At 40.7% G+C, this 19,459-nt stretch carries 30 protein-coding genes and 1 pseudogene; all 31 read left to right on the top strand.

The features are described from left to right. Positions 1-69: pseudogene (locus ACFIJW_RS07385) on the top strand (elongation factor Tu); the annotation flags it as partial. 61 nt (positions 70-130) lie between these two features. After that, a complete protein-coding gene (gene rpsJ / locus ACFIJW_RS07380) occupies positions 131-439 on the top strand; it encodes a 30S ribosomal protein S10 (protein ID WP_005773267.1) in 309 nt (102 codons plus the stop codon). A gap of 27 nt (positions 440-466) precedes the next feature. Further along, positions 467-1,204, top strand: a complete 738-nt coding sequence (gene rplC / locus ACFIJW_RS07375; RefSeq protein WP_273791404.1) for a 50S ribosomal protein L3 — start codon at positions 467-469, stop codon at positions 1,202-1,204. Between the two features lie 2 nt (positions 1,205-1,206). After that, entirely contained in the window at positions 1,207-1,827 is a 621-nt protein-coding gene (gene rplD, locus ACFIJW_RS07370; RefSeq protein WP_375613145.1) for a 50S ribosomal protein L4, read from the top strand. Beyond that, entirely contained in the window at positions 1,824-2,117 is a 294-nt protein-coding gene (locus ACFIJW_RS07365) for a 50S ribosomal protein L23 (protein WP_273723987.1), read from the top strand. Before rplD ends, ACFIJW_RS07365 begins: the two co-directional genes overlap by 4 nt. Positions 2,118-2,137: 20 nt before the next feature. Beyond that, positions 2,138-2,971, top strand: coding sequence for a 50S ribosomal protein L2 (rplB, locus tag ACFIJW_RS07360; protein WP_375611474.1), 834 nt, complete (start codon positions 2,138-2,140; stop codon positions 2,969-2,971). Positions 2,972-2,986: 15 nt separating this feature from the next. Next, a complete protein-coding gene (gene rpsS, locus ACFIJW_RS07355) occupies positions 2,987-3,265 on the top strand; it encodes a 30S ribosomal protein S19 (protein ID WP_375617719.1) in 279 nt (92 codons plus the stop codon). A gap of 2 nt (positions 3,266-3,267) precedes the next feature. Beyond that, a complete protein-coding gene (gene rplV, locus ACFIJW_RS07350) occupies positions 3,268-3,657 on the top strand; it encodes a 50S ribosomal protein L22 (RefSeq protein WP_273791407.1) in 390 nt (129 codons plus the stop codon). Further along, positions 3,657-4,367 (top strand): 30S ribosomal protein S3, encoded by a 711-nt coding sequence (gene rpsC, locus ACFIJW_RS07345; protein ID WP_273791408.1) that lies wholly within the window; start codon positions 3,657-3,659, stop codon positions 4,365-4,367. The genes rplV and rpsC overlap by 1 nt, the downstream gene beginning before the upstream one ends. A gap of 36 nt (positions 4,368-4,403) precedes the next feature. Continuing rightward, positions 4,404-4,817, top strand: coding sequence for a 50S ribosomal protein L16 (gene rplP, locus ACFIJW_RS07340; RefSeq protein WP_375611475.1), 414 nt, complete (start codon positions 4,404-4,406; stop codon positions 4,815-4,817). A 12-nt stretch (positions 4,818-4,829) separates the two neighbouring features. Continuing rightward, on the top strand, positions 4,830-5,030 hold the full coding sequence (gene rpmC, locus ACFIJW_RS07335) for a 50S ribosomal protein L29 (RefSeq protein WP_375606714.1): 201 nt from the start codon (positions 4,830-4,832) through the stop codon (positions 5,028-5,030). Between the two features lie 11 nt (positions 5,031-5,041). Continuing rightward, positions 5,042-5,281, top strand: coding sequence for a 30S ribosomal protein S17 (gene rpsQ / locus ACFIJW_RS07330; RefSeq protein WP_012231991.1), 240 nt, complete (start codon positions 5,042-5,044; stop codon positions 5,279-5,281). A gap of 144 nt (positions 5,282-5,425) precedes the next feature. Next, positions 5,426-5,794 carry a 50S ribosomal protein L14 gene (gene rplN, locus ACFIJW_RS07325; RefSeq protein WP_004855715.1) on the top strand — a complete coding sequence of 123 codons (369 nt, stop codon included), beginning with the start codon at positions 5,426-5,428 and terminating at the stop codon, positions 5,792-5,794. Between the two features lie 12 nt (positions 5,795-5,806). Further along, the gene (rplX, locus tag ACFIJW_RS07320; protein WP_375617722.1) at positions 5,807-6,121 is read left to right on the top strand and encodes a 50S ribosomal protein L24; all 315 of its coding nucleotides are present in this window, start codon (positions 5,807-5,809) and stop codon (positions 6,119-6,121) included. After that, positions 6,114-6,671, top strand: a complete 558-nt coding sequence (gene rplE, locus ACFIJW_RS07315) for a 50S ribosomal protein L5 (RefSeq protein WP_375617723.1) — start codon at positions 6,114-6,116, stop codon at positions 6,669-6,671. The genes rplX and rplE overlap by 8 nt, the downstream gene beginning before the upstream one ends. A 24-nt stretch (positions 6,672-6,695) precedes the next feature. Then, a complete protein-coding gene (gene rpsN / locus ACFIJW_RS07310; protein WP_375617724.1) occupies positions 6,696-7,001 on the top strand; it encodes a 30S ribosomal protein S14 in 306 nt (101 codons plus the stop codon). Positions 7,002-7,015: 14 nt separating this feature from the next. After that, on the top strand, positions 7,016-7,414 hold the full coding sequence (gene rpsH, locus ACFIJW_RS07305) for a 30S ribosomal protein S8 (protein WP_375613142.1): 399 nt from the start codon (positions 7,016-7,018) through the stop codon (positions 7,412-7,414). 39 nt (positions 7,415-7,453) lie between these two features. Then, the gene (gene rplF, locus ACFIJW_RS07300; RefSeq protein ID WP_375617726.1) at positions 7,454-7,987 is read left to right on the top strand and encodes a 50S ribosomal protein L6; all 534 of its coding nucleotides are present in this window, start codon (positions 7,454-7,456) and stop codon (positions 7,985-7,987) included. A gap of 12 nt (positions 7,988-7,999) precedes the next feature. Continuing rightward, positions 8,000-8,362 (top strand): 50S ribosomal protein L18, encoded by a 363-nt coding sequence (gene rplR, locus ACFIJW_RS07295; protein WP_273791414.1) that lies wholly within the window; start codon positions 8,000-8,002, stop codon positions 8,360-8,362. 111 nt (positions 8,363-8,473) lie between these two features. Beyond that, on the top strand, positions 8,474-9,022 hold the full coding sequence (gene rpsE, locus ACFIJW_RS07290; RefSeq protein ID WP_375617727.1) for a 30S ribosomal protein S5: 549 nt from the start codon (positions 8,474-8,476) through the stop codon (positions 9,020-9,022). Positions 9,023-9,053: 31 nt separating this feature from the next. Next, entirely contained in the window at positions 9,054-9,260 is a 207-nt protein-coding gene (rpmD, locus tag ACFIJW_RS07285; protein ID WP_375611481.1) for a 50S ribosomal protein L30, read from the top strand. 20 nt (positions 9,261-9,280) lie between these two features. After that, on the top strand, positions 9,281-9,748 hold the full coding sequence (rplO, locus tag ACFIJW_RS07280; RefSeq protein ID WP_375617728.1) for a 50S ribosomal protein L15: 468 nt from the start codon (positions 9,281-9,283) through the stop codon (positions 9,746-9,748). A gap of 161 nt (positions 9,749-9,909) precedes the next feature. Next, entirely contained in the window at positions 9,910-11,256 is a 1,347-nt protein-coding gene (gene secY, locus ACFIJW_RS07275) for a preprotein translocase subunit SecY (protein WP_375617729.1), read from the top strand. After that, positions 11,253-11,831: an adenylate kinase gene (locus ACFIJW_RS07270; RefSeq protein ID WP_375633793.1), complete on the top strand. Its 579-nt coding sequence runs from the start codon at positions 11,253-11,255 to the stop codon at positions 11,829-11,831. The genes secY and ACFIJW_RS07270 overlap by 4 nt, the downstream gene beginning before the upstream one ends. A gap of 180 nt (positions 11,832-12,011) precedes the next feature. Further along, on the top strand, positions 12,012-12,380 hold the full coding sequence (gene rpsM, locus ACFIJW_RS07265) for a 30S ribosomal protein S13 (RefSeq protein WP_026500557.1): 369 nt from the start codon (positions 12,012-12,014) through the stop codon (positions 12,378-12,380). Between the two features lie 114 nt (positions 12,381-12,494). After that, entirely contained in the window at positions 12,495-12,884 is a 390-nt protein-coding gene (gene rpsK, locus ACFIJW_RS07260; protein WP_007347762.1) for a 30S ribosomal protein S11, read from the top strand. A 94-nt stretch (positions 12,885-12,978) separates the two neighbouring features. After that, positions 12,979-13,992, top strand: coding sequence for a DNA-directed RNA polymerase subunit alpha (locus ACFIJW_RS07255; RefSeq protein ID WP_375611485.1), 1,014 nt, complete (start codon positions 12,979-12,981; stop codon positions 13,990-13,992). 24 nt (positions 13,993-14,016) lie between these two features. Beyond that, positions 14,017-14,445: a 50S ribosomal protein L17 gene (gene rplQ, locus ACFIJW_RS07250; RefSeq protein ID WP_273791421.1), complete on the top strand. Its 429-nt coding sequence runs from the start codon at positions 14,017-14,019 to the stop codon at positions 14,443-14,445. A gap of 267 nt (positions 14,446-14,712) precedes the next feature. Next, entirely contained in the window at positions 14,713-16,107 is a 1,395-nt protein-coding gene (locus tag ACFIJW_RS07245) for a DegQ family serine endoprotease (RefSeq protein ID WP_375633792.1), read from the top strand. 7 nt (positions 16,108-16,114) lie between these two features. After that, entirely contained in the window at positions 16,115-17,440 is a 1,326-nt protein-coding gene (locus tag ACFIJW_RS07240; RefSeq protein ID WP_375633791.1) for a replication-associated recombination protein A, read from the top strand. A gap of 970 nt (positions 17,441-18,410) precedes the next feature. Next, positions 18,411-19,454 (top strand): recombinase RecA, encoded by a 1,044-nt coding sequence (gene recA / locus ACFIJW_RS07235; RefSeq protein WP_273791424.1) that lies wholly within the window; start codon positions 18,411-18,413, stop codon positions 19,452-19,454. The last annotated feature ends 5 nt before the right edge of the window (positions 19,455-19,459 follow it).

Below are 19,459 nucleotides of genomic sequence, written 5' to 3'. Positions count from 1 at the left end.
CTTCGTTTTGCTATTCGTGAAGGTGGTCGTACTGTTGGTGCCGGTATCGTCTCTAAGATCATTGAATAAATAATGCTTGTTGAGTGCTTTGATTATTGAAGGCACTTTGTATAACAGGGAAATAAAGAGCATGAACAGTCAGAATATTCGCATTCGCTTGAAAGCGTTTGATCATAGAATTCTTGATACGTCGACGCGTGAGATCGTATCGACTGCTAAACGTACCGGTGCAAATGTCCGTGGTCCCATTCCGCTTCCGACGCGGATTGAGAAGTTTACGGTCAATCGTGGACCGCATATCGATAAGAAAAGTCGTGAGCAGTTTGAGATGCGAACACATAAGCGTCTTCTTGACATTGTTGATCCAACGCCGCAAACAGTGGATGCGCTTATGAAGCTCGATCTTTCTGCTGGTGTGGATGTAGAAATTAAGCTCTGAGGTTTGAGGACAGAAGGAACAGACCCGATGCGTTCAGGTGTAATAGCACAGAAGCTGGGCATGACCCGTATTTATAATGATGCTGGTGAGCATGTGCCGGTGACGGTACTTCGTTTGGAGAATTGTCAAGTCGTTGCTCAGCGTACAGTTGAAAAGAATGGTTATACTGCTGTTCAATTAGGTGTAGGCTTTGCTAAGGTTAAGAATACTTCACAAGCTCTTCGTGGACATTTTGCTAAGGCTTCTGTTGAGCCTAAAGCCAAAATAGCAGAGTTTCGTGTGAGTCCCGACAATCTTCTTGATGTTGGTACTGAGATTACAGTGGAACATTTTGTTCCAGGACAAAGAGTTGATGTGACTGGTACCAGTATTGGTAAGGGGTTTGCTGGTGTTATGAAACGACATAACTTTGGTGGGCATCGTGCTTCTCATGGTAATTCGATTACACATCGTGCTCATGGTTCTACAGGGCAGTGCCAAGATCCTGGTAAAGTTTTTAAAGGTAAAAAAATGGCTGGCCATATGGGGCAAGTGCGTGTAACAACACAGAATATTGAAGTTATTTCCACTGATAGTGAGCGTGGTTTAATTTTAGTGCGTGGTGCTGTTTCTGGTTCTAAAGGTTCTTGGATTTTGATACGGGATGCTGTGAAGAAGCGTCTTCCTGATAATGCTCCAAAGCCTGCTGGTATTCGCCGTCTTGTGAAGGAGAAAGCGGAAATGGTTACTCCGGTGACGGAAACCTCTGAGGTTGAGGGAGCCTAATAATGGATCTTGTAATTAAAACTCTTGATGGTAATGAAGCTGGCAAATTAAAGGTTTCTGAAGCTATTTTTGATCTTGTTCCGCGTGAGGATATTTTGCAACGTGTTGTTCGTTGGCAGCTTGCACGTCGTCAGCAGGGAAGTCATCAATCCCAAGGTCGTTCTGATGTGTCGCGAACAGGGGCAAAAATGTTTAAACAGAAAGGAACTGGGCGTGCTCGACATTCATCTGCACGTGCACCGCAGTTTAGGGGTGGGGGTAAGGCACATGGACCGGTGGTTCGTAGCCATGCGCATGATCTTCCTAAAAAGATTCGTGCTCTTGGGTTACGTCTTGCTTTATCTGCAAAATTAAAAGCAAAAGATTTAATTATTGTGGATGAGTTGACTGTTAAGGATGCTAAAACGAAAATGCTTGTTTCTCATTTTTCTAAGCTTGGATTTAATAACGCTCTCTTGATTGATGGTAAAGAGATTGATATTAACTTTTTTCGTGCAGCCTCTAATATCCCTAATATTGACATTTTGCCTATTCAGGGAATTAATGTTTATGATATTTTGCGTCGCAGCAAACTTGTTTTATCAAAAGCAGCTGTTGAGGCTCTTGAGGAGCGTTTTAAATGACAGATCTTCGCCATTATGATATAATTATTAGTCCAGTTATTACTGAAAAGGCGACTATGATTTCTGAATATAATCAAGTTGCTTTTAATGTCGCGCCGAAAGCGACGAAGCCTGAGATTAAGGCTGCTATTGAAGCGCTTTTTAGCGTAAAAGTTAAAGCAGTTAACACGATAGTCCGTAAGGGTAAAGTGAAGCGTTTCAAAGGTATAGTTGGTCGGCAGAGTGATGTCAAAAAAGCGATCGTAACTCTGGCCAGTGGTCAGACTATCGACGTTTCGACAGGTCTTTAAGAGGCTCGGAGATAGGAATAATGGCACTTAAGCAGTTTAATCCAACGACACCTGGGCAGCGTCAGCTTGTTATTGTGGAACGTTCTTGTCTTTATAAGGGAAAACCTGTAAAGATGTTAACTGAAGGTTTGTCTTCAAAGGGTGGACGTAATAATCGCGGTCGTGTTACTGCTCGTTTTCAGGGTGGTGGACATAAACGTAGTTATCGGTTTGTCGACTTTAAGCGTCTTAAACGTGATGTTTCAGCAAAAGTTGAGCGTTTAGAATACGATCCTAATCGTACCGCTTTTATTGCTTTAATCCGCTATGAGGATGGGCAATTGAGTTATATTCTTGCACCACAGCGTCTTGGTGTTGGTGATTCTGTTATGGCTGGTTTAAATGTGGATGTTAAACCAGGTAATGCTATGCCTCTTGCTAATATGCCTGTAGGTACAATTATTCATAATGTTGAGATGAAGCCAGGGAAAGGCGGACAGATTGCACGTTCAGCAGGTGCTTATGCGCAGTTGGTTGGACGAGATCATGGTATGGCTATTCTTCGTTTAAATTCTGGTGAGCAGCGTTTGGTTCCGAGTAGCTGTTTTGCAACTGTTGGCGCTGTTTCAAATCCTGATCATGGGAATATTAATGATGGTAAAGCAGGTCGGTCACGTTGGCGTGGTAAGCGTCCACATGTTCGTGGTGTTGCTATGAACCCCGTTGATCATCCACACGGTGGCGGTGAAGGTCGTACATCGGGGGGGCGCCATCCAGTATCTCCTTGGGGTAAACCTACGAAAGGTAAGCGTACGCGCTCCAATAAAGCTACTGATAAATTTATTATGCGTACGCGTCATCAACGCAAGAAATGAGAAAGGTAGTCTGAGGTGGTTCGTTCAGTGTGGAAAGGTCCGTTTGTTGACGGCTATCTTCTTGGTAAAGCAGAGAAGGTACGTTCAAGTGGGCGCAACGAAGTTATAAAAATATGGAGTCGTCGCTCTACTATTTTACCGCAATTTGTTGGTTTAACTTTTGGTGTTTACAACGGTAATAAGCATATTCCTGTTTCTGTTTCTGAAGAGATGGTTGGGCATAAGTTTGGTGAGTTCGCTCCTACCCGAACTTATTATGGTCATGGTGCCGATAAGAAAGCGAAGAGGAAGTAGGAATGGGAAAAGCTAAAGTTTCGCGCCAGCTTAAAGATAATGAAGCAAGAGCTGTCACGCGGACAATTCGTGTTAGTCCGCAGAAGCTTAATTTAGTTGCTGCAATGATTCGTGGTAAAAGAGTTAATGTAGCGCTCGCTGATTTGATGTTTTCACGCAAGCGTATTGCTGCTACTGTGAAAAAAACGCTTGAATCAGCAATTGCAAATGCAGAAAATAACCACGATCTTGATATTGATTCGCTTGTTGTGGCGGAAGCTTATGTTGGTAAGTCGATAGTGATGAAGCGCTTTCATGTTCGTGGTCGAGGGCGTGCTAGTAGAATTGAACGTCCATTTTCGCATCTTACTGTTATTGTTCGTGAAGTTACCGAAAAAGTGGAGGCCGCGTAATGGGGCAGAAGATCAATCCAATAGGACTTCGTCTTGGTGTTAATCGGACTTGGGACTCTCGTTGGTATGCTGATAGTGGTGAATATGGGCGCCTTCTTCATGAAGATTTGAAAATTCGTTCATATGTGCTTGAGGAGCTTAAACAGGCAGCTATTTCTAAGGTTGTTATTGAGCGTCCTCATAAAAAGTGTCGTATTACGATTCATTCTGCACGTCCTGGTTTGATTATTGGTAAAAAGGGTGCTGATATCGAAAAGCTTCGTCGTAAGCTATCAGAAATGACGGATGCTGAAACTTCATTGAATATTGTGGAGATTCGTAAACCGGAGATTGATGCGACAATTATTGCGCAATCAATTGCTCAACAGTTAGAGCGTCGTGTTGCTTTTCGTCGTGCAATGAAGCGTGCTGTTCAGTCTGCTATGCGTCTTGGTGCGGAAGGTATTCGTATCAATTGTTCTGGCCGTCTTGGTGGTGCTGAAATTGCTCGTATGGAATGGTATCGTGAAGGTCGTGTTCCACTTCATACCTTGCGTTCTGATGTTGATTACGGTACAGCAGAAGCTAAGACCGCTTATGGTATTTGTGGTATTAAAGTTTGGGTCTTTAAGGGTGAGATTCTTGAGCATGATCCGATGGCTTCAGAACGTCGTGCTACGGAAGCTGATCAATCTGGTTCTTCATCGAATCGTCGCCGCGAAAATGCTTAGTTTTTGAGATTGAACTAAAATTTGGAGTAGAGAACAATGTTGCAGCCAAAGCGCACAAAGTTCCGTAAACAGTTCAAAGGCCGTATTCACGGTTTTGCGAAGGGTGGTACGGATTTGAATTTCGGTGCCTACGGTTTGAAGGCTGTTGAGCCGGAGCGGGTCACTGCTCGTCAAATTGAAGCGGCGCGTCGTGCGATTACACGTTATATGAAGCGTTCTGGTCGTGTGTGGATTCGTATTTTTCCAGATCTTCCGGTTACATCTAAACCGACTGAAGTTCGTATGGGTAAAGGTAAGGGAAGTGTTGATTATTGGGCTGCACGTGTTGCTCCTGGGCGCGTCATGTTTGAGCTTGATGGAGTTCCGGAGGATGTTGCACGTGAAGCACTAAGATTGGGTGCTGCAAAGTTGCCTATAAAAACGCGTTTCATCCAGCGTATTGCTGAATAGTGAGGTTAAGCGATGAGAGCCACAGAATTACGGGCGCAAACGCTCGACCAAATGAAAGATGAATTGGCTAAGTTAAAGAAAGAGCAATTTAATTTGCGTTTTCAAAAAGCAACAGGTCAATTAGAAAAGACTGCGCGCGTTAGACAAGTTCGTCGTGATATTGCGCGTATTAAAACTTTTCTTCGTCAAAAGATAAGTGAAAGTAAGGTTTAAGGAAATAAGAGATGCCTAAACGCGTTTTGCAGGGTGTTGTTATTAGCGACAAAAGTGATAAGACTGTTGTTGTCAAAGTTGAACGCCGTTATTCTCATCCGCTTCTTAAGAAGACTGTTCGGCAGTCTAAAAATTATAAAGCGCATGACGAAAACAACCAATTTAAGATTGGGGATCAAGTTTCTATTCAAGAATCTAGACCAATTTCGAAAGATAAATGTTGGATTGTTGTAAAAGACAATGTAGCGTAATGAGTTAAGCTTATTGTTTTAGAATTTAACAGTGTGGTTATCATTGATAAATTTGAAGGCGATAACTTTATCGTTATTTGGCAGGCAAATCCGAGTGTGTAAAAGGTACAATCGGATATATGTGTTAAGAGAAGGTGGCCAGTCATGATTCAGATGCAAACAAACCTCGACGTTGCTGATAATTCTGGAGCGCGTCGTGTCATGTGCATCAAAGTGTTAGGCGGTTCAAAGCGGAAATATGCTTCGGTCGGTGACATTATTGTTGTTTCGGTTAAGGATGCAATTCCTCGTGGACGTGTTAAAAAAGGTGATGTTATGAAAGCTGTTGTGGTTCGTACTGCTAAGGATATTCGTCGCGCAGATGGTAGTGTCATTCGTTTTGATAGTAATGCTGCGGTTTTGGTGGATAATAAAAAAGAGCCGATCGGTACTCGTATCTTTGGACCTGTTCCCCGTGAATTGCGTGGTAGGAATCATATGAAGATCATCTCGCTTGCTCCTGAAGTTCTGTAAGGAGTAAATGTTATGCAGAAGATTCGAAAAGGTGATAAAGTTGTTGTTTTGTCCGGTAAGGATAAAGGATGTAGTGGTGAAGTAATTAAGGTTAGTCCAAAAGAGAATAAGGCTTTTGTTCGTGGGATTAATATGATTAAACGTCATCAACGTCAAACGCAGAAGCAAGAAGCTGGAATTATTTCTAAAGAAGCTCCGATTCATCTGTCTAATTTGGCGATTGCTGATCCTAAAGATGGTAGGCCTACACGTGTAGGCTTTCGTGTGAATGCAGATGGTAATAAGGTTCGTTTTGCCAAGCGTTCGGGAGAGTTGATTAATGGCTGAGGAAAGACAAATACCGCGTATGAAAGCGCATTATTTTGAAGTGATTCGTAAAGTGCTTCAAGAGAGGTTTAATTACAGAAATGCAATGCAAATTCCGCGGATTGATAAAGTTGTAATAAATATGGGGATAGGTGAAGCAACTGCTGATTCCAAGAAACCTTCCCTTGCCGCTGAGGATTTAGGGCTAATAACGGGTCAGAAGGCTGTTGTTACGCGTGCGCGTAATTCTATTGCGACCTTTAAGGTTCGTGAAGGAATGCCTCTTGGGGCTAAAGTTACATTGCGTAAAGATCGTATGTTTGAGTTTTTAGATCGTCTTGTGACGATTGCTCTTCCGCGGGTTCGTGACTTTCGTGGTTTAAATCCAAAGAGTTTTGATGGTCGTGGCAATTTTGCTATGGGTATTAAAGAACACATTGTGTTTCCAGAAATCAACTATGATAAAGTTGATCAAATTTGGGGCATGGATATTATTGTTTGTACGACAGCAAAAACGGATGATGAAGCTCGTGAGTTATTGCGTGCTTTTAATTTTCCTTTTCGTTCGTAACGGCAAGCGTAGTGAGGTGAAATTATGGCCAAAGTAAGTGCCGTTGAAAAAAATAAGCGTCGTGAGTTGATGGTAAAGTGCTATGCTGCTCGTCGTGCACGTTTGAAAGCAATAGTTATGGATCAGAAGGTTTCTCTTGAAGAACGTTTTAAAGCTTCTGTTCAGTTGGCAGAGTTGCCGCGTAATTCTTCGAAAGTTCGTATTCGTAATCGCTGTGAGGTTTCAGGTCGTCCGCGGGCTTATTATCGTAAATTAAAAATGTCGCGAATTGCGTTGCGTGAGCTTGGCTCTATTGGCTATATTCCTGGTATTGTAAAGTCTAGTTGGTAAGAGGAGATTATTTAATGTCTATGTCAGATCCTCTTGGTGATATGTTAACACGTATTCGTAATGCACTTGGTCGTAAAAAAGGTAAAGTAGTTACTCCAGCTTCGAAGCTTCGTGCACACGTTCTTGATGTTCTTCAGTCGGAAGGTTATATTCGCGGATATAATCGAATTGATTTAGGTGATGGGAAAGCTGAAATTGAAATCGAATTGAAGTATTTTGAAGGGCTGGCTGCTATTCGTGAGATTTCACGTGTATCAAAGCCAGGGCGTCGTGTGTATGTTTCTGCTAAGTCACTTCCTCAGGTGGCAAATGGCCTTGGTATTTCGATTTTATCGACTCCTAAAGGCGTCATGGCAGATCATGAGGCGCGTGAACAGAATGTTGGTGGAGAACTCCTTTGTCGTGTTTTCTAAGTTATGTCAAGAAAACGGAAGAAAAAGTAGGTTAGAACAATGTCTCGTATTGGAAAGAAACCCATTTCAATTCCTTCTGGAGTTACTGCTACTGTTGAAGGTCAGCTGGTTAAGGCAAAAGGTCCAAAAGGTGAGCTGAGTTACGTCGTCAATGATGAAGTCTTAGTCAAACTTGAGGACAATATCATATCAGTTATGCCGCGGGATCAGTCAAAAGATGCGCGTTCTAAATGGGGTATGTCGCGCTCAATGATTGAGAACATTTTTTGTGGTGTGAAAGATGGTTTTGAAAAGAGGTTGGAGATTAATGGGGTTGGTTATCGTGCTGCTTTGCAGGGTAAGGATGTTCAACTATCTCTGGGTTTTTCGCATGATGTGGTTTATAAAGTTCCGTCGGGTGTTACTGTGACTGTTCCTAAGCCAACGGAAATTGTTGTTTCTGGAATTGATAAACAGCAAGTTGGACAAGTTGCAGCGGAGATTCGTGAGTATCGTAGGCCTGAGCCTTATAAAGGTAAAGGTGTTAAGCATGCAGATGAACGTATCTTCCGTAAAGAAGGTAAAAAGAAATAAGGATTTTGTATTATGGTTTCATCTAAGGACATTATCCAACGTCGTGCAAGGCGTGTTCGTCGTAGAATTAAAATGGTTTCTCATGATCGTCCTCGGCTTAGTGTTTATCGTTCAAATCAGAACATTTATGCTCAAGTTATCGATGATTTGCGGGGATGTACACTTGTTTCAGCCTCTACTCTTGAAAGTGATTTGAAAAAATCGTTAAAGAGTGGTGCTGATAAAAAGGCGGCCTTTGCTGTTGGTAAGTTAATTGCTGAGCGTGCGAAGAAAGCGGGTGTTAATGAGGTGGTTTTTGATCGTGGAGCGTATGTGTACCATGGTCGCGTCAAAGCTTTAGCTGAAGCTGCTCGTGAAGGTGGTTTGAATTTCTAAAATTTCTTATTTATGAATGAGTAAGGAGAGTTTAGAGTATTTCGTTTAAGTTCTTCCAGTTTGATGAGGGACTTTGTTATCGTGCTTCCGGAAAAGAAAAAGGAATGAGGAATGGCACAAAAAGAACGTGGTGAGAGAGAAGAACGCGATAATGAATTTGTCGATAGGCTCGTTCATATCAATCGTGTTGCTAAAGTTGTAAAGGGTGGTCGGCGTTTTGGTTTTGCCGCTCTTGTTGTCGTTGGAGATCAAAAAGGGCGTGTGGGTTTTGGACATGGTAAAGCCCGTGAAGTTCCAGAAGCCGTTCGTAAAGCAACGGAATCTGCAAAACGTGGGATGATTTATGTTCCGCTTCGGTCTGGGCGTACATTGCATCATGATCTTGAAGGTCGTCACGGAGCTGGGCGTGTTTTGCTACGTTCGGCTTCTGCTGGTACTGGTATTATTGCTGGGGGACCGATGCGTGCTATTTTTGAAGCTCTTGGTATGCAGGATGTCGTTGCAAAATCACTAGGATCGTCGAATCCTTATAACATGGTTCGTGCAACATTTGATGCATTGAAACATCAAGTGCATCCTAGAGATATTGCTGCTCAACGTGGTATAAAGTATTCGACTTTGCAGGCGCGTCGTCGCCATTTAGTCGACCTAGAAGGGTAGTTTCTGAGATTATCAGAAAAGGAATTAGGAAATGGTTCAGAAAAAATCTCAGAGTGGTAAAACTGTGACTGTGGAACAAATTGGAAGCCCTATTCGAAACTCACAGATTCAGCGTGCAACCTTAAAGGGGCTTGGACTAAATAAAATGCGTCGTCGGCGCGTTTTAGATGATACACTTTGTGTGCGGGGTATGATTGCTCGGGTTCGGCATCTTGTTCGCGTTATAGATGAAGGTTAAGGGTTGCGGGAGTATTAGATATGAAACTCAATGAACTGCGTGATTGCGAAGGCGCAACAAAAAATCGTAAGCGTGTTGGGCGTGGTATTGGTTCCGGTATGGGTAAGACTGGTGGTCGTGGTGTAAAAGGGCAAAAGTCACGTTCTGGTGTTTCCCTTAATGGTTTTGAAGGTGGGCAAATGCCTATCTATCGTCGTTTGCCAAAACGTGGATTTAGGAATTTCTTTGCTAAAACCTACAATGAAGTTTCACTAGGACGTATTCAGTTGGCAGTTGATGCAGGTAAGTTGAATATTGAAAAGCCTGTTGATATGGTTTCTTTGAAAGAGGCTGGTATTATTCGTCGTGAAAAAGATGGGGTTCGTCTTCTTTCTGCTGGTGATTTGAAAACTAAGATTACCTTTCATGTTTCTGGTGCTTCACAAGCTGCTCGTGTTAAGATTGAAAAAGTGGGTGGTCAGGTTATTCTTCCTGATATTGCTCGATAATTTTTTAATATGAATAGAGACCTAAAGAAGAATGATATCTGTTTTGTGGGATCTTTTGTGGAGAATTGTTTAAGTTCTGCATTTGTTTATGTATGCATATATGAATTTTAGGATTATACTTCTGTGATTTAAAGAACTGGAGTGTAAAGTGGAGACGTTTTATGGCATCAGCAGCAGAGCAATTTGCTTCCAATATAAACTTCGGCACCTTTTCGCGTGCAACTGAATTAAAGAAACGTATCTGGTTTACTCTGTTGGCGCTTCTTGTATATCGTTTTGGCACTTACATCTCTCTTCCAGGTATCAATATCGATGCTTTGCGGCAAACATTTGAACATCACGCGTCGGGTGTATTAGGACTCTTTAATATGTTTGCTGGAGGTGCCGTTGGGCGTATGGCTATTTTTGCGCTGGGTATCATGCCTTATATATCGGCATCTATTATTGTGCAATTGTTAACATCTATTATTCCTTCTTTGGAAACTCTTAAAAAAGAAGGAGATTTAGGTCGTAAGATTATCAATCAATATACGCGTTATGTAACAGTCGTATTGGCAATCCTACAAGCTTTTGGTATTGCGGTTGCGCTTGAAAGCGGTATAGGGTCGGGGCTTCAAATTGTTTTAGAACCAGGTCTTATGTTTCGTATTTCTTCTGTTATTACGCTTGTTGGCGGAACGATGTTTCTTATGTGGCTTGGCGAGCAAATTACGTCACGTGGTATTGGTAATGGGGTTTCTCTTATCATTTTTACAGGGATTGTAGCCAACTTTCCTTCTACTTTTGCTCAGCTTTTGACAGCTCATAGTCAGGCTGATTTATCAACTTTTCTTTTAATAGGAATCGTTCTTATTGCTGTTTTGGTTATTGGGCTTATTGTTTTTATAGAGCGTGCGCAACGGCGAATTCTTATCCAATACCCGAAACGTCAGGTCGGTAATCAAATGTTTCAAGGAGATATGTCGCATCTTCCTTTAAAGTTGAATACTGCTGGTGTTATTCCACCTATTTTTGCTTCATCTTTATTATTATTACCTGCCACTATTAATAATTTTTCTGATAAAATGCCACAATGGGTTCAGGAGATTTCTTATGCTCTTGGTCATGGACAGCCACTTTATATGATTGTTTATGCATTTTTAATGGCGTTTTTTTGCTTTTTTTATACAGCTATTGTGTTTAATCCAAGTGATACTGCAGATCAGTTGAAAAAACATTCTGGTTTTATTCCAGGGATTCGTCCAGGTGAGCGTACAGCCGAATATATTGATTACGTTTTGACGCGTATTACTGTTGTGGGGGCACTTTATATTATCTTGGTTTGTTTGTTACCTGAATTTATGATATCTGCATTACAGGTTCCTTTTTATCTTGGGGGAACATCCTTGTTGATTGTTGTTACTGTTACACTTGATACGGTTGCTCAAATTCAGGGGCATCTTGTTGCCCACCAATATGAAGGGTTGATAAAAAAATCAAAACTTCGTGGAGGTAGAAGGAATCGATGAGAGTTATTCTTTTAGGTCCTCCTGGAGCGGGAAAAGGTACGCAAGCAAAAATGTTGACTGAGGAATATAGCATTCCTCATTTATCAACAGGGGATATGTTGCGTGAGGTGATTGCCAAAGAAACGGAGATTGGTAAAAAAGCTAAAGCTATTATAAGTTCTGGTGCTTTGGTACCTGATAGTATTGTTAATCAAATCGTATCAGATCGGATTGATGAAGCTGATTGTGTAAACGGTTTTGTTTTGGATGGATATCCGCGAACTGTAGGGCAGGCAGAAGCGTTGCAACAGATACTGAATTCAAAAAATACGCAGCTTAATGCTGTTATTGAGTTGTGTGTTGATGAAGACGTGTTGATTGAACGTATGAAGAAGCGCGTTGAAGAAACAATAGCGGCTGGTGGACAGGTTCGTTTAGATGACAATCCTGTTGCTTTTGCAAAAAGATTAGTAGAATATCGTGAAAAAACAGCTCCCTTATCAAAATTTTATTCAGAGAGGGGAATGTTGAAGGTTATTGATGGAATGATTGGTGTTGCTGAAGTGACACGTATGATTAGAGGGTTTCTTTCATGAGATTTTTTTAGAAATAAATGAAAAGAGTTGACTTTTGAGATGAAATCTATCAAAAGTGAATTTAATTTATTTTAGTGAAATAATAGGATTCGGAAGAATTTTTTTCTGAGTCTATTTTTTTCTATAAGGTATATCAGGTATTTTATAACAATTTGTCAAAAATAACTAAGGAGAGTAGGCGTGGCTCGTATTGCTGGCGTCAATATCCCGACAAATAAGCGTGTAATTATTGCGCTTCAATATATCCACGGGATTGGACCAAAATTTGCTCAAGAAATTATTGAAAGAGTTGGCATTCCTTTGGGGCGTCGTGTGCATGAGCTTTCAGATGCTGAGGTGCTGCAGATTCGTGAGGCAATAGATCAGGGGTATCAAGTTGAAGGTGATCTTCGTCGTGAGGTTGCTATGAATGTTAAGCGTTTGATGGATCTTGGTTGTTATCGAGGATTGCGTCATCGCCGGTCTTTGCCTGTCCGAGGACAGCGTACACATACGAATGCTCGTACGCGTAAAGGTCCGGCTAAGGCAATCGCCGGTAAGAAGAAATAAGGGCCTTTGTGGAAGGTTTTTATATGTTCTTTTTCTTGTTTGATTTGTTTGACAAGGAAAAAAAGGTGGAGCTGCTGATGTTACGGCAGTGATGAGATCGTTGAAAGGGAAATTATGGCCAAGGAAGCCACACGTGTTCGTCGTCGCGAACGTAAAAATATTTCATCGGGTGTTGTTCATATTAATTCAACATTTAATAACACAATGATTACTATTACTGATGCTCAGGGTAATGCAATTGCTTGGTCATCTGCGGGAGCTCAGGGGTTTAAAGGTGCGCGTAAATCGACACCTTTTGCTGCTCAAGTTGCTGCGGAGGATTGTGCAAGAAAAGCGCAAGAGCATGGTATGCGTTCTTTGGAAGTTGAAGTTTGTGGACCTGGATCAGGGCGTGAATCTGCTCTACGAGCATTGCAATCTGTTGGTTTTGTCATTACTTCTATTCGCGATGTAACACCAATTCCTCATAATGGATGTCGTCCGCGGAAAAGGCGGCGTGTTTAATTGGGTGTTGTTTTTTGTTGTCGGAGATTTCTCTGATGTTCACATTGGTCGTTACGATTGAATGGTAACGGAACTAAAGAACGGGAATAAAAATATGATCCAGAAAAACTGGCAGGAACTTATTAAACCCAATAAGGTTGAATCATGTGCACATGATAATCCAAATATTATAAGTGTGATTGCTGAACCTCTTGAGCGTGGTTTTGGTTTAACGTTAGGAAATGCGCTTCGTCGCGTTTTGTTATCTTCGCTTCGTGGTGCTGCTATTACTGCTGTGCAGATTGACGGTGTCTTGCATGAATTTTCATCGATTCCAGGTGTGCGTGAGGATGTTACGGATATTATTCTGAATATAAAAGAAATTGCGCTTCGTATGGAAGAAGAAGGTCCTAAACGTGTCGTCGTTTATAAAGAGGGGCCTGGTGTCGTGAAAGCGGGAGATATCAGTACAGTTGGGGATATGGAAATTCTAAATCCAGATCATGTTATTTGTACTCTTGATGAAGAAGCTGAAATTCGTATGGAATTTATTGTCAACACAGGAAAGGGGTATGTTCCATCTGATCGTAATTGTGTTGATGATGCACGTATAGGGCTTATTCCAATTGATAGTCTTTATTCACCGATCCGTAAGGTATCTTATAAAGTAGAAAATACACGCGAAGGTCAAGTTCTCGATTATGATAAATTAACGCTCACGATTGAAACAAACGGTGCTGTTAATGGTGAGGATGCTGTTGCTTTTGCAGCACGCATTCTTCAGGATCAATTATCGTTATTTATTAACTTTGAAGAGCCACAGAAGGAGCCTGTTGAAGAGGCTGATTCTGAGCTTTCTTTTAATCCTGCTCTTCTCAAAAAAGTGGATGAATTAGAACTTTCAGTTCGTTCGGCAAATTGTCTTAAGAATGATAATATTGTCTATATTGGTGATCTGATTCAGAAAACAGAATCTGAAATGCTTCGGACACCGAACTTTGGTCGAAAATCGTTGAATGAGATTAAAGAAGTTTTGGCGTGTATGGGTTTACATCTTGGGATGGAGATTCCTGCGTGGCCGCCTGAAAACATTGATGATCTTGCAAAACGTTATGAAGATCAATATTAAAATTAGAATTTAAGGAGAGGGCTTATGCGCCATAGTAAGTCAGGACGCAAGTTGAACCGTACTGCCAGTCACCGTAAAGCGATGTTTGCAAATATGGCAACTTCGTTGATCGAGCATGAGCAGATTGTGACAACGCTTCCAAAAGCTAAAGAAATTCGTCCTATTGTTGAAAAACTTGTTACTCTTGGTAAGCGTGGTGGTTTGCATGCGCGTCGGCAAGCTATTGCAGCACTTCGTGATGCAGGAAAGGTTGCGAAATTATTTGATACGCTTGCGCCACGTTATGCATCACGCAACGGTGGGTATTTGCGTATTATGAAAGCGGGGTTTCGTACCGGTGATAATGCGCCCATGGCTGTTATAGAATTTGTTGATCGTGATGTTGAAGCGAAGGGTGCTGGGGATCGTGCTCGCATGGAAGCTTCTGAGAATGAAAAGGGAACATCTTCGTAGAGTTTTTTATTCTGTTGGATTTTTAAAGGCCGCCTTGTCTTGGGCGGTTTTTTTGTGAGCATTTTTAAGTTTGTTTTAGTTGAGAAATAGGTGCAGAGAGAAAATTATAGAATATTGAATTATCTTATTTTTATAATATTTATTGTTCAAATAGGTTGTTTTTATTCTCTATTATGAAATATTAATAGAGGTCCTTAATTTGCGGGGATACGTTTTTTTATTCTATTAATCTTCAACAGAATGTGCTGATTTTATAAGGAGTGGATTATGAGGTGTTCTTTTTGGGTGCGGATTTTTTTTGTAATTATGATGCAGATATCATTTGATCATGTATATGCTCATGTTCCTCAAACACAAACAGAAATCACTCTTTCATTTGCTCCTTTAGTTAAAAAGACAGTTCCATCTGTTGTAAATATTTATGCAGCTCGACAAATTAGAGCTAGATCACCTTTTGAAGGCGATCCATTTTTTGAGCAATTTTTTGGTCGTTTTCAAAATAAATTTCCTGTTCGTAAGCAATCGTCATTAGGATCAGGGGTGATTGTTGATGCACGTGGTTTGATCGTTACAAATTACCACGTCATTAAAGATGCAAGCGAAATTAAAGTGGCTTTTTCTGATGGACGGGAGTTTGAGAGTAAGGTCGTGCTCAAAGATGAAGCAACTGATATTGCAATTCTTGAAGTTAAGGAAAAAGATGCTCAATTTCCGGTTCTTTCTTTGGGAAATTCTGATACTGTTGAAGTTGGTGATCTTGTTCTTGCTATTGGTAATCCTTTTGGTGTTGGTCAAACAGTTACAAGTGGTATTGTTTCAGCGCAAGCGCGTACACGTGTTGGGATTTCTGATTTTGACTTTTTTATTCAAACAGACGCAGCCATTAATCCAGGGAATTCTGGTGGCGCTTTAATTGATATGAAAGGTCAGTTAATCGGAATTAATACGGCTATTTATTCGCGTTCCGGTGGTTCTGTAGGGATTGGTTTTGCTATTCCAGTTAATCTTGTAAAAGTAATGCTTGATACTGTTAAACGCGGTGGAAAATATTTTGTGCCGCCTTATATTGGGGCTTCTTTTCAAAATGTTACACCTGATATTGCTGGTGGTTTAGGTTTAGAACGTCCCTATGGTGCTCTGATTATTGAAGTTATCAAAGATAGTCCTGCTGAAAAAGCTGGATTGAAAGTAGGTGATGTTATTTTGAGTGTGCAGGGGGTACGCGTTGACAGCCCAGATAGTCTTGGGTATCGTTTGATGACAGCTGACGTTGAGCATAGTCTTGCTTTGGAATATTTACGAAGTGGAAAAACTTTAAAAACACAAATAACAGTTTCATCGATATCAGAAACTGCATTTTTAAAATCTGAAAAAATTACGGGTGAAAGTCCTCTTGCTGGTGCTGAGGTGTTAGATTTAACACCGCAAAATAGTCGACGTTTTCATCTTCCTATATCTGCAAAAGGGGTTGTGATTACCAATCTTGAGGAAATGAGCAATGCTGCTGGAATTTTTCAGTCAGGAGATATTCTACGTGTTGTAAATGGCCATAAAATTCAAACAGTTCATCAGTTGAAAAAGGTTCTTATGCAAGGTCGCTCAAATATGTGGCAATTGGAATATGAACGTGATGGTATGTATATTCGCCAATTTATTCGTTGAGGTTTTTTTGAAGAAAGATTTTTTTACTTCGTCGTTTGATTTTCAAGTTAATAAAAATCAGCCACTAGCAGAAAGAATGCGCCCTTGTTCTCTCAATGATGTTGTGGGACAAAAGCATTTGATTGGAGAGGATGGTTTGCTTTCACGTATGGCGGCAACAGGCTCAATTGGATCGATGATTTTTTGGGGACCTCCAGGGACGGGAAAAACGACCGTTGCACGTTTGTTAGCCCTTGAAACAAATTTCGCGTTTGAACAGGTTTCTGCTATTTTTACAGGAGTTTCTGAACTTAAAAAGATTTTTGAAGTTGCGCAGAGGCGTTTTATATCTGGGGATAAAACACTTCTCTTTGTTGATGAAATTCATCGGTTTAATCGTGCACAGCAGGATAGTTTTCTTTCTGTGATGGAAGAGGGTACTGTGGTACTTATAGGTGCAACAACCGAAAATCCTTCTTTTGAACTGAATGCTGCCCTTCTTTCGCGTGCACGTGTTTTAACATTTCTTTCTCATGATCATGAAAGTTTGGACATGCTTTTGAGGCGTGCTGAAGAAGTGGAGGGAAAAACTCTTCCCTTGGATAATGATGCCAGAGACGTTTTGATAGAGATGTCTGATGGTGATGCGAGGGTTGCGTTAACATTGGCAGAGGAAGTTTGGTCTATTGCACCATTGGGAGAGATTCTTGATGTTGTTGCTTTGCAAAAAGTTATTCAGCGTCGTGCGCCTATTTATGATAAAGGACGAGATGGGCATTATAATCTCATTTCAGCGTTGCATAAATCCGTTCGTGGATCTGATCCTGATGCTGCGCTTTATTATTTGGCACGTATGTTGGATGCTGGTGAAGATCCTCTCTATATTGGGCGAAGATTGGTTCGTATAGCCGTTGAAGATGTTGGTTTGGCGGATCCTCAAGCTCTTGTCATTTGTAATGCAGCAAAAGATGCCTATGATTATTTAGGATCACCAGAAGGAGAATTGGCTTTGGCGCAAGCATGTCTTTATGTTGCAACTGCGCCAAAGTCAAATGCAGCATATCTTGCGTATAAAGCAGCACTGCGTTGTGCACGCAAAAATGGCTCTTTACCACCTCCTAAGCATATTCTTAATGCTCCTACGAAATTTATGAAGGAAGAAGGGTATGGAAGTGGTTATTGTTATGACCATGATGAACCAGATGCTTTTTCAGGACAAGAATATTTTCCCGAAAAACTTGGGCGTCAGAGTTATTATAAACCAGTTGAGCGTGGTTTTGAGCGTGAAATTGTGAAACGTCTTGAGTGGTGGCAACAGTTGCGCAAAAAACGTAAAGATCAAAATAAAATTTGAGTTGAAATACGTTTTTTATTGATCTCTTATGTTATTGTATGAGAAATTTAGCTTATATTTTAAACATTTATTGCATTGCTTGTAGAGATTTTTTTTTGATATCTCCAAAATTGCATATTTTTTCAAATTTAAATATGTCATTCAACTTTTAAGCTGCTTTATTTTTTTTGGTTTTTATTAAATAATATATTGACTTATAATGATAATTGACTGTTTCGTAAGTTGAATGAAAGTTTCAAATACCGTAAATTTCTCTCATCCCAAGTCTGTTATTTGTTGAAGCAATCAAGTTATTCGCTTGCATGTTACAAGCAGGATTAGCGTGTGATAAAAACTGTACAAGAAAGGACTAAAAATCCCTCTTATGAATCGTCTCAAGTGCCGAGAGCTGTCGCAACATTGGGGGATGATAAATAGTGTGATGGTGCCGGCTTGCTCCTTCTATAGAGTAAAGATGGTGGTGCCTAAAGGGTTTTGCAGTATACCACATTCATAGGTGTTGTCACAAAATGAGCTTGGAAGTTTTGAGAGATGTTTCTTAAATCAAGTGCATGAATATGCAACACAATAGCGTTTTGTTCTTCGATGCAATAGGGTATGAGGTTGATTGATGATGCGTTTTTTGTGTGATCAATAGTGGGAGAATTCTTAGTCTCTCAAGTATTTAATCAAAGGGATAAGCAGAAGGGTTGTAGAACATTGTGTTTAAAATTAAATTGTTCCTTTTCTAGAGAGATATAAATATGTTAACTATGCTCCCATAGAGATATTACTTTATTGAAGTTTATTATGTGTCATAAGATAAGCAATGCCAATTCTTTATTGTGATGGTCATGAATGTTTATGGACATAATGTGGAGATAGGAATGGAAATAGTCTGTGAAAATCTAAACTCAAGCCTTTAGTTAAATTAAAAGTACAGTGTACACTAAAGTTTTAGGTTATTATGGATTCGGTCAAGGATATAATCGTGGATAAAACAAAAGCTCTCGATGCTGCTCTCTCACAAATTGAACGTTCTTTTGGTAAAGGCTCGATTATGCGTCTTGGGCAAAAAGAGCAGGTTGTTGAAATTGAAACAATTCCAACAGGGTCGTTATCCTTGGATATTGCTTTAGGGATTGGTGGATTACCGAAGGGGCGTATTGTTGAGATTTATGGACCAGAAAGTTCTGGGAAAACAACATTGGCTCTCCATGCTATTGCTGAGGCACAGAAAGGTGGTGGGATTTGTGCTTTTATTGATGCAGAGCATGCGCTTGATCCTATTTATGCGCGTAAGCTTGGTGTTGATTTAGAAAACTTGTTCATTTCTCAGCCAGATACCGGTGAACAGGCATTGGAAATTACAGAAACGTTGGTTCGTTCTGGTGCCGTTGATGTGCTTGTTGTGGATTCTGTCGCAGCTTTAACACCGCGAGCAGAAATTGACGGTGAAATGGGTGATGCTTTGCCCGGATTGCAAGCTCGGTTAATGAGTAAAGCGTTACGAAAATTAACCGCAGCAATTTTTCGCTCTAACTGTATGGTTGTTTTTATTAATCAAATTCGCATGAAAATTGGTGTGATGTTTGGTTCTCCTGAAACGACAACGGGTGGAAACGCTTTAAAGTTTTATGCTTCTGTTCGTTTAGATATTCGTCGCATTGGATCCATTAAAGATAGGGATTCAATCGTTGGTAATCAGACGCGCGTTAAAGTGGTGAAAAATAAATTGGCACCTCCATTCAAACAGGTTGAGTTTGATATTATTTATGGTGAAGGTATTTCCAAAGTAGGTGAATTGATTGATTTGGGTGTCAAGGTTGGTGTTGTGGAAAAATCTGGTGCATGGTTTTCTTATAATTCTCAGCGTTTAGGGCAGGGGCGTGAGAATGCAAAGCAGTTTTTACGTGAACATGTGGAAATAGCTACAGAGATTGAAGCAGCTTTGCGCCAAAATGCTGGTTTGATTGCGATTGAATTGTTAGAAAATGCAGGGTCAGAAAATATAGAAAGTGATGAAGCCATTTGATGGGG

This window comes from Bartonella sp. MM97QHHN (genome assembly GCF_042194285.1).
GTDB lineage: Bacteria > Pseudomonadota > Alphaproteobacteria > Rhizobiales > Rhizobiaceae > Bartonella.
This window is presented reverse-complemented; position numbering and strand designations above follow the sequence as displayed.

Excerpts from the sequence above, each read along its gene's own strand:
- rpsJ (WP_005773267.1), top strand. The coding sequence starts at position 131 with ATGAACAGTCAGAATATTCGCATTCGCTTGAAAGCGTTTGATCATAGA.
- ACFIJW_RS07270 (WP_375633793.1), top strand. The coding sequence starts at position 11,253 with ATGAGAGTTATTCTTTTAGGTCCTCCTGGAGCGGGAAAAGGTACGCAA.
- rpsN (WP_375617724.1), top strand. The coding sequence starts at position 6,696 with ATGGCCAAAGTAAGTGCCGTTGAAAAAAATAAGCGTCGTGAGTTGATG.
- rplE (WP_375617723.1), top strand. The coding sequence starts at position 6,114 with ATGGCTGAGGAAAGACAAATACCGCGTATGAAAGCGCATTATTTTGAA.
- rpmD (WP_375611481.1), top strand. The coding sequence starts at position 9,054 with ATGGTTCAGAAAAAATCTCAGAGTGGTAAAACTGTGACTGTGGAACAA.
- rpsQ (WP_012231991.1), top strand. The coding sequence starts at position 5,042 with ATGCCTAAACGCGTTTTGCAGGGTGTTGTTATTAGCGACAAAAGTGAT.
- rplB (WP_375611474.1), top strand. The coding sequence starts at position 2,138 with ATGGCACTTAAGCAGTTTAATCCAACGACACCTGGGCAGCGTCAGCTT.
- rplX (WP_375617722.1), top strand. The coding sequence starts at position 5,807 with ATGCAGAAGATTCGAAAAGGTGATAAAGTTGTTGTTTTGTCCGGTAAG.
- rpsH (WP_375613142.1), top strand. The coding sequence starts at position 7,016 with ATGTCTATGTCAGATCCTCTTGGTGATATGTTAACACGTATTCGTAAT.
- ACFIJW_RS07365 (WP_273723987.1), top strand. The coding sequence starts at position 1,824 with ATGACAGATCTTCGCCATTATGATATAATTATTAGTCCAGTTATTACT.
- rplV (WP_273791407.1), top strand. The coding sequence starts at position 3,268 with ATGGGAAAAGCTAAAGTTTCGCGCCAGCTTAAAGATAATGAAGCAAGA.
- rpsK (WP_007347762.1), top strand. The coding sequence starts at position 12,495 with ATGGCCAAGGAAGCCACACGTGTTCGTCGTCGCGAACGTAAAAATATT.
- rpmC (WP_375606714.1), top strand. The coding sequence starts at position 4,830 with ATGAGAGCCACAGAATTACGGGCGCAAACGCTCGACCAAATGAAAGAT.
- ACFIJW_RS07255 (WP_375611485.1), top strand. The coding sequence starts at position 12,979 with ATGATCCAGAAAAACTGGCAGGAACTTATTAAACCCAATAAGGTTGAA.
- rplN (WP_004855715.1), top strand. The coding sequence starts at position 5,426 with ATGATTCAGATGCAAACAAACCTCGACGTTGCTGATAATTCTGGAGCG.
- secY (WP_375617729.1), top strand. The coding sequence starts at position 9,910 with ATGGCATCAGCAGCAGAGCAATTTGCTTCCAATATAAACTTCGGCACC.
- rplD (WP_375613145.1), top strand. The coding sequence starts at position 1,207 with ATGGATCTTGTAATTAAAACTCTTGATGGTAATGAAGCTGGCAAATTA.
- rplQ (WP_273791421.1), top strand. The coding sequence starts at position 14,017 with ATGCGCCATAGTAAGTCAGGACGCAAGTTGAACCGTACTGCCAGTCAC.
- ACFIJW_RS07245 (WP_375633792.1), top strand. The coding sequence starts at position 14,713 with ATGAGGTGTTCTTTTTGGGTGCGGATTTTTTTTGTAATTATGATGCAG.
- rplO (WP_375617728.1), top strand. The coding sequence starts at position 9,281 with ATGAAACTCAATGAACTGCGTGATTGCGAAGGCGCAACAAAAAATCGT.
- rplF (WP_375617726.1), top strand. The coding sequence starts at position 7,454 with ATGTCTCGTATTGGAAAGAAACCCATTTCAATTCCTTCTGGAGTTACT.
- rplP (WP_375611475.1), top strand. The coding sequence starts at position 4,404 with ATGTTGCAGCCAAAGCGCACAAAGTTCCGTAAACAGTTCAAAGGCCGT.
- rplR (WP_273791414.1), top strand. The coding sequence starts at position 8,000 with ATGGTTTCATCTAAGGACATTATCCAACGTCGTGCAAGGCGTGTTCGT.
- rpsC (WP_273791408.1), top strand. The coding sequence starts at position 3,657 with ATGGGGCAGAAGATCAATCCAATAGGACTTCGTCTTGGTGTTAATCGG.
- rplC (WP_273791404.1), top strand. The coding sequence starts at position 467 with ATGCGTTCAGGTGTAATAGCACAGAAGCTGGGCATGACCCGTATTTAT.
- rpsE (WP_375617727.1), top strand. The coding sequence starts at position 8,474 with ATGGCACAAAAAGAACGTGGTGAGAGAGAAGAACGCGATAATGAATTT.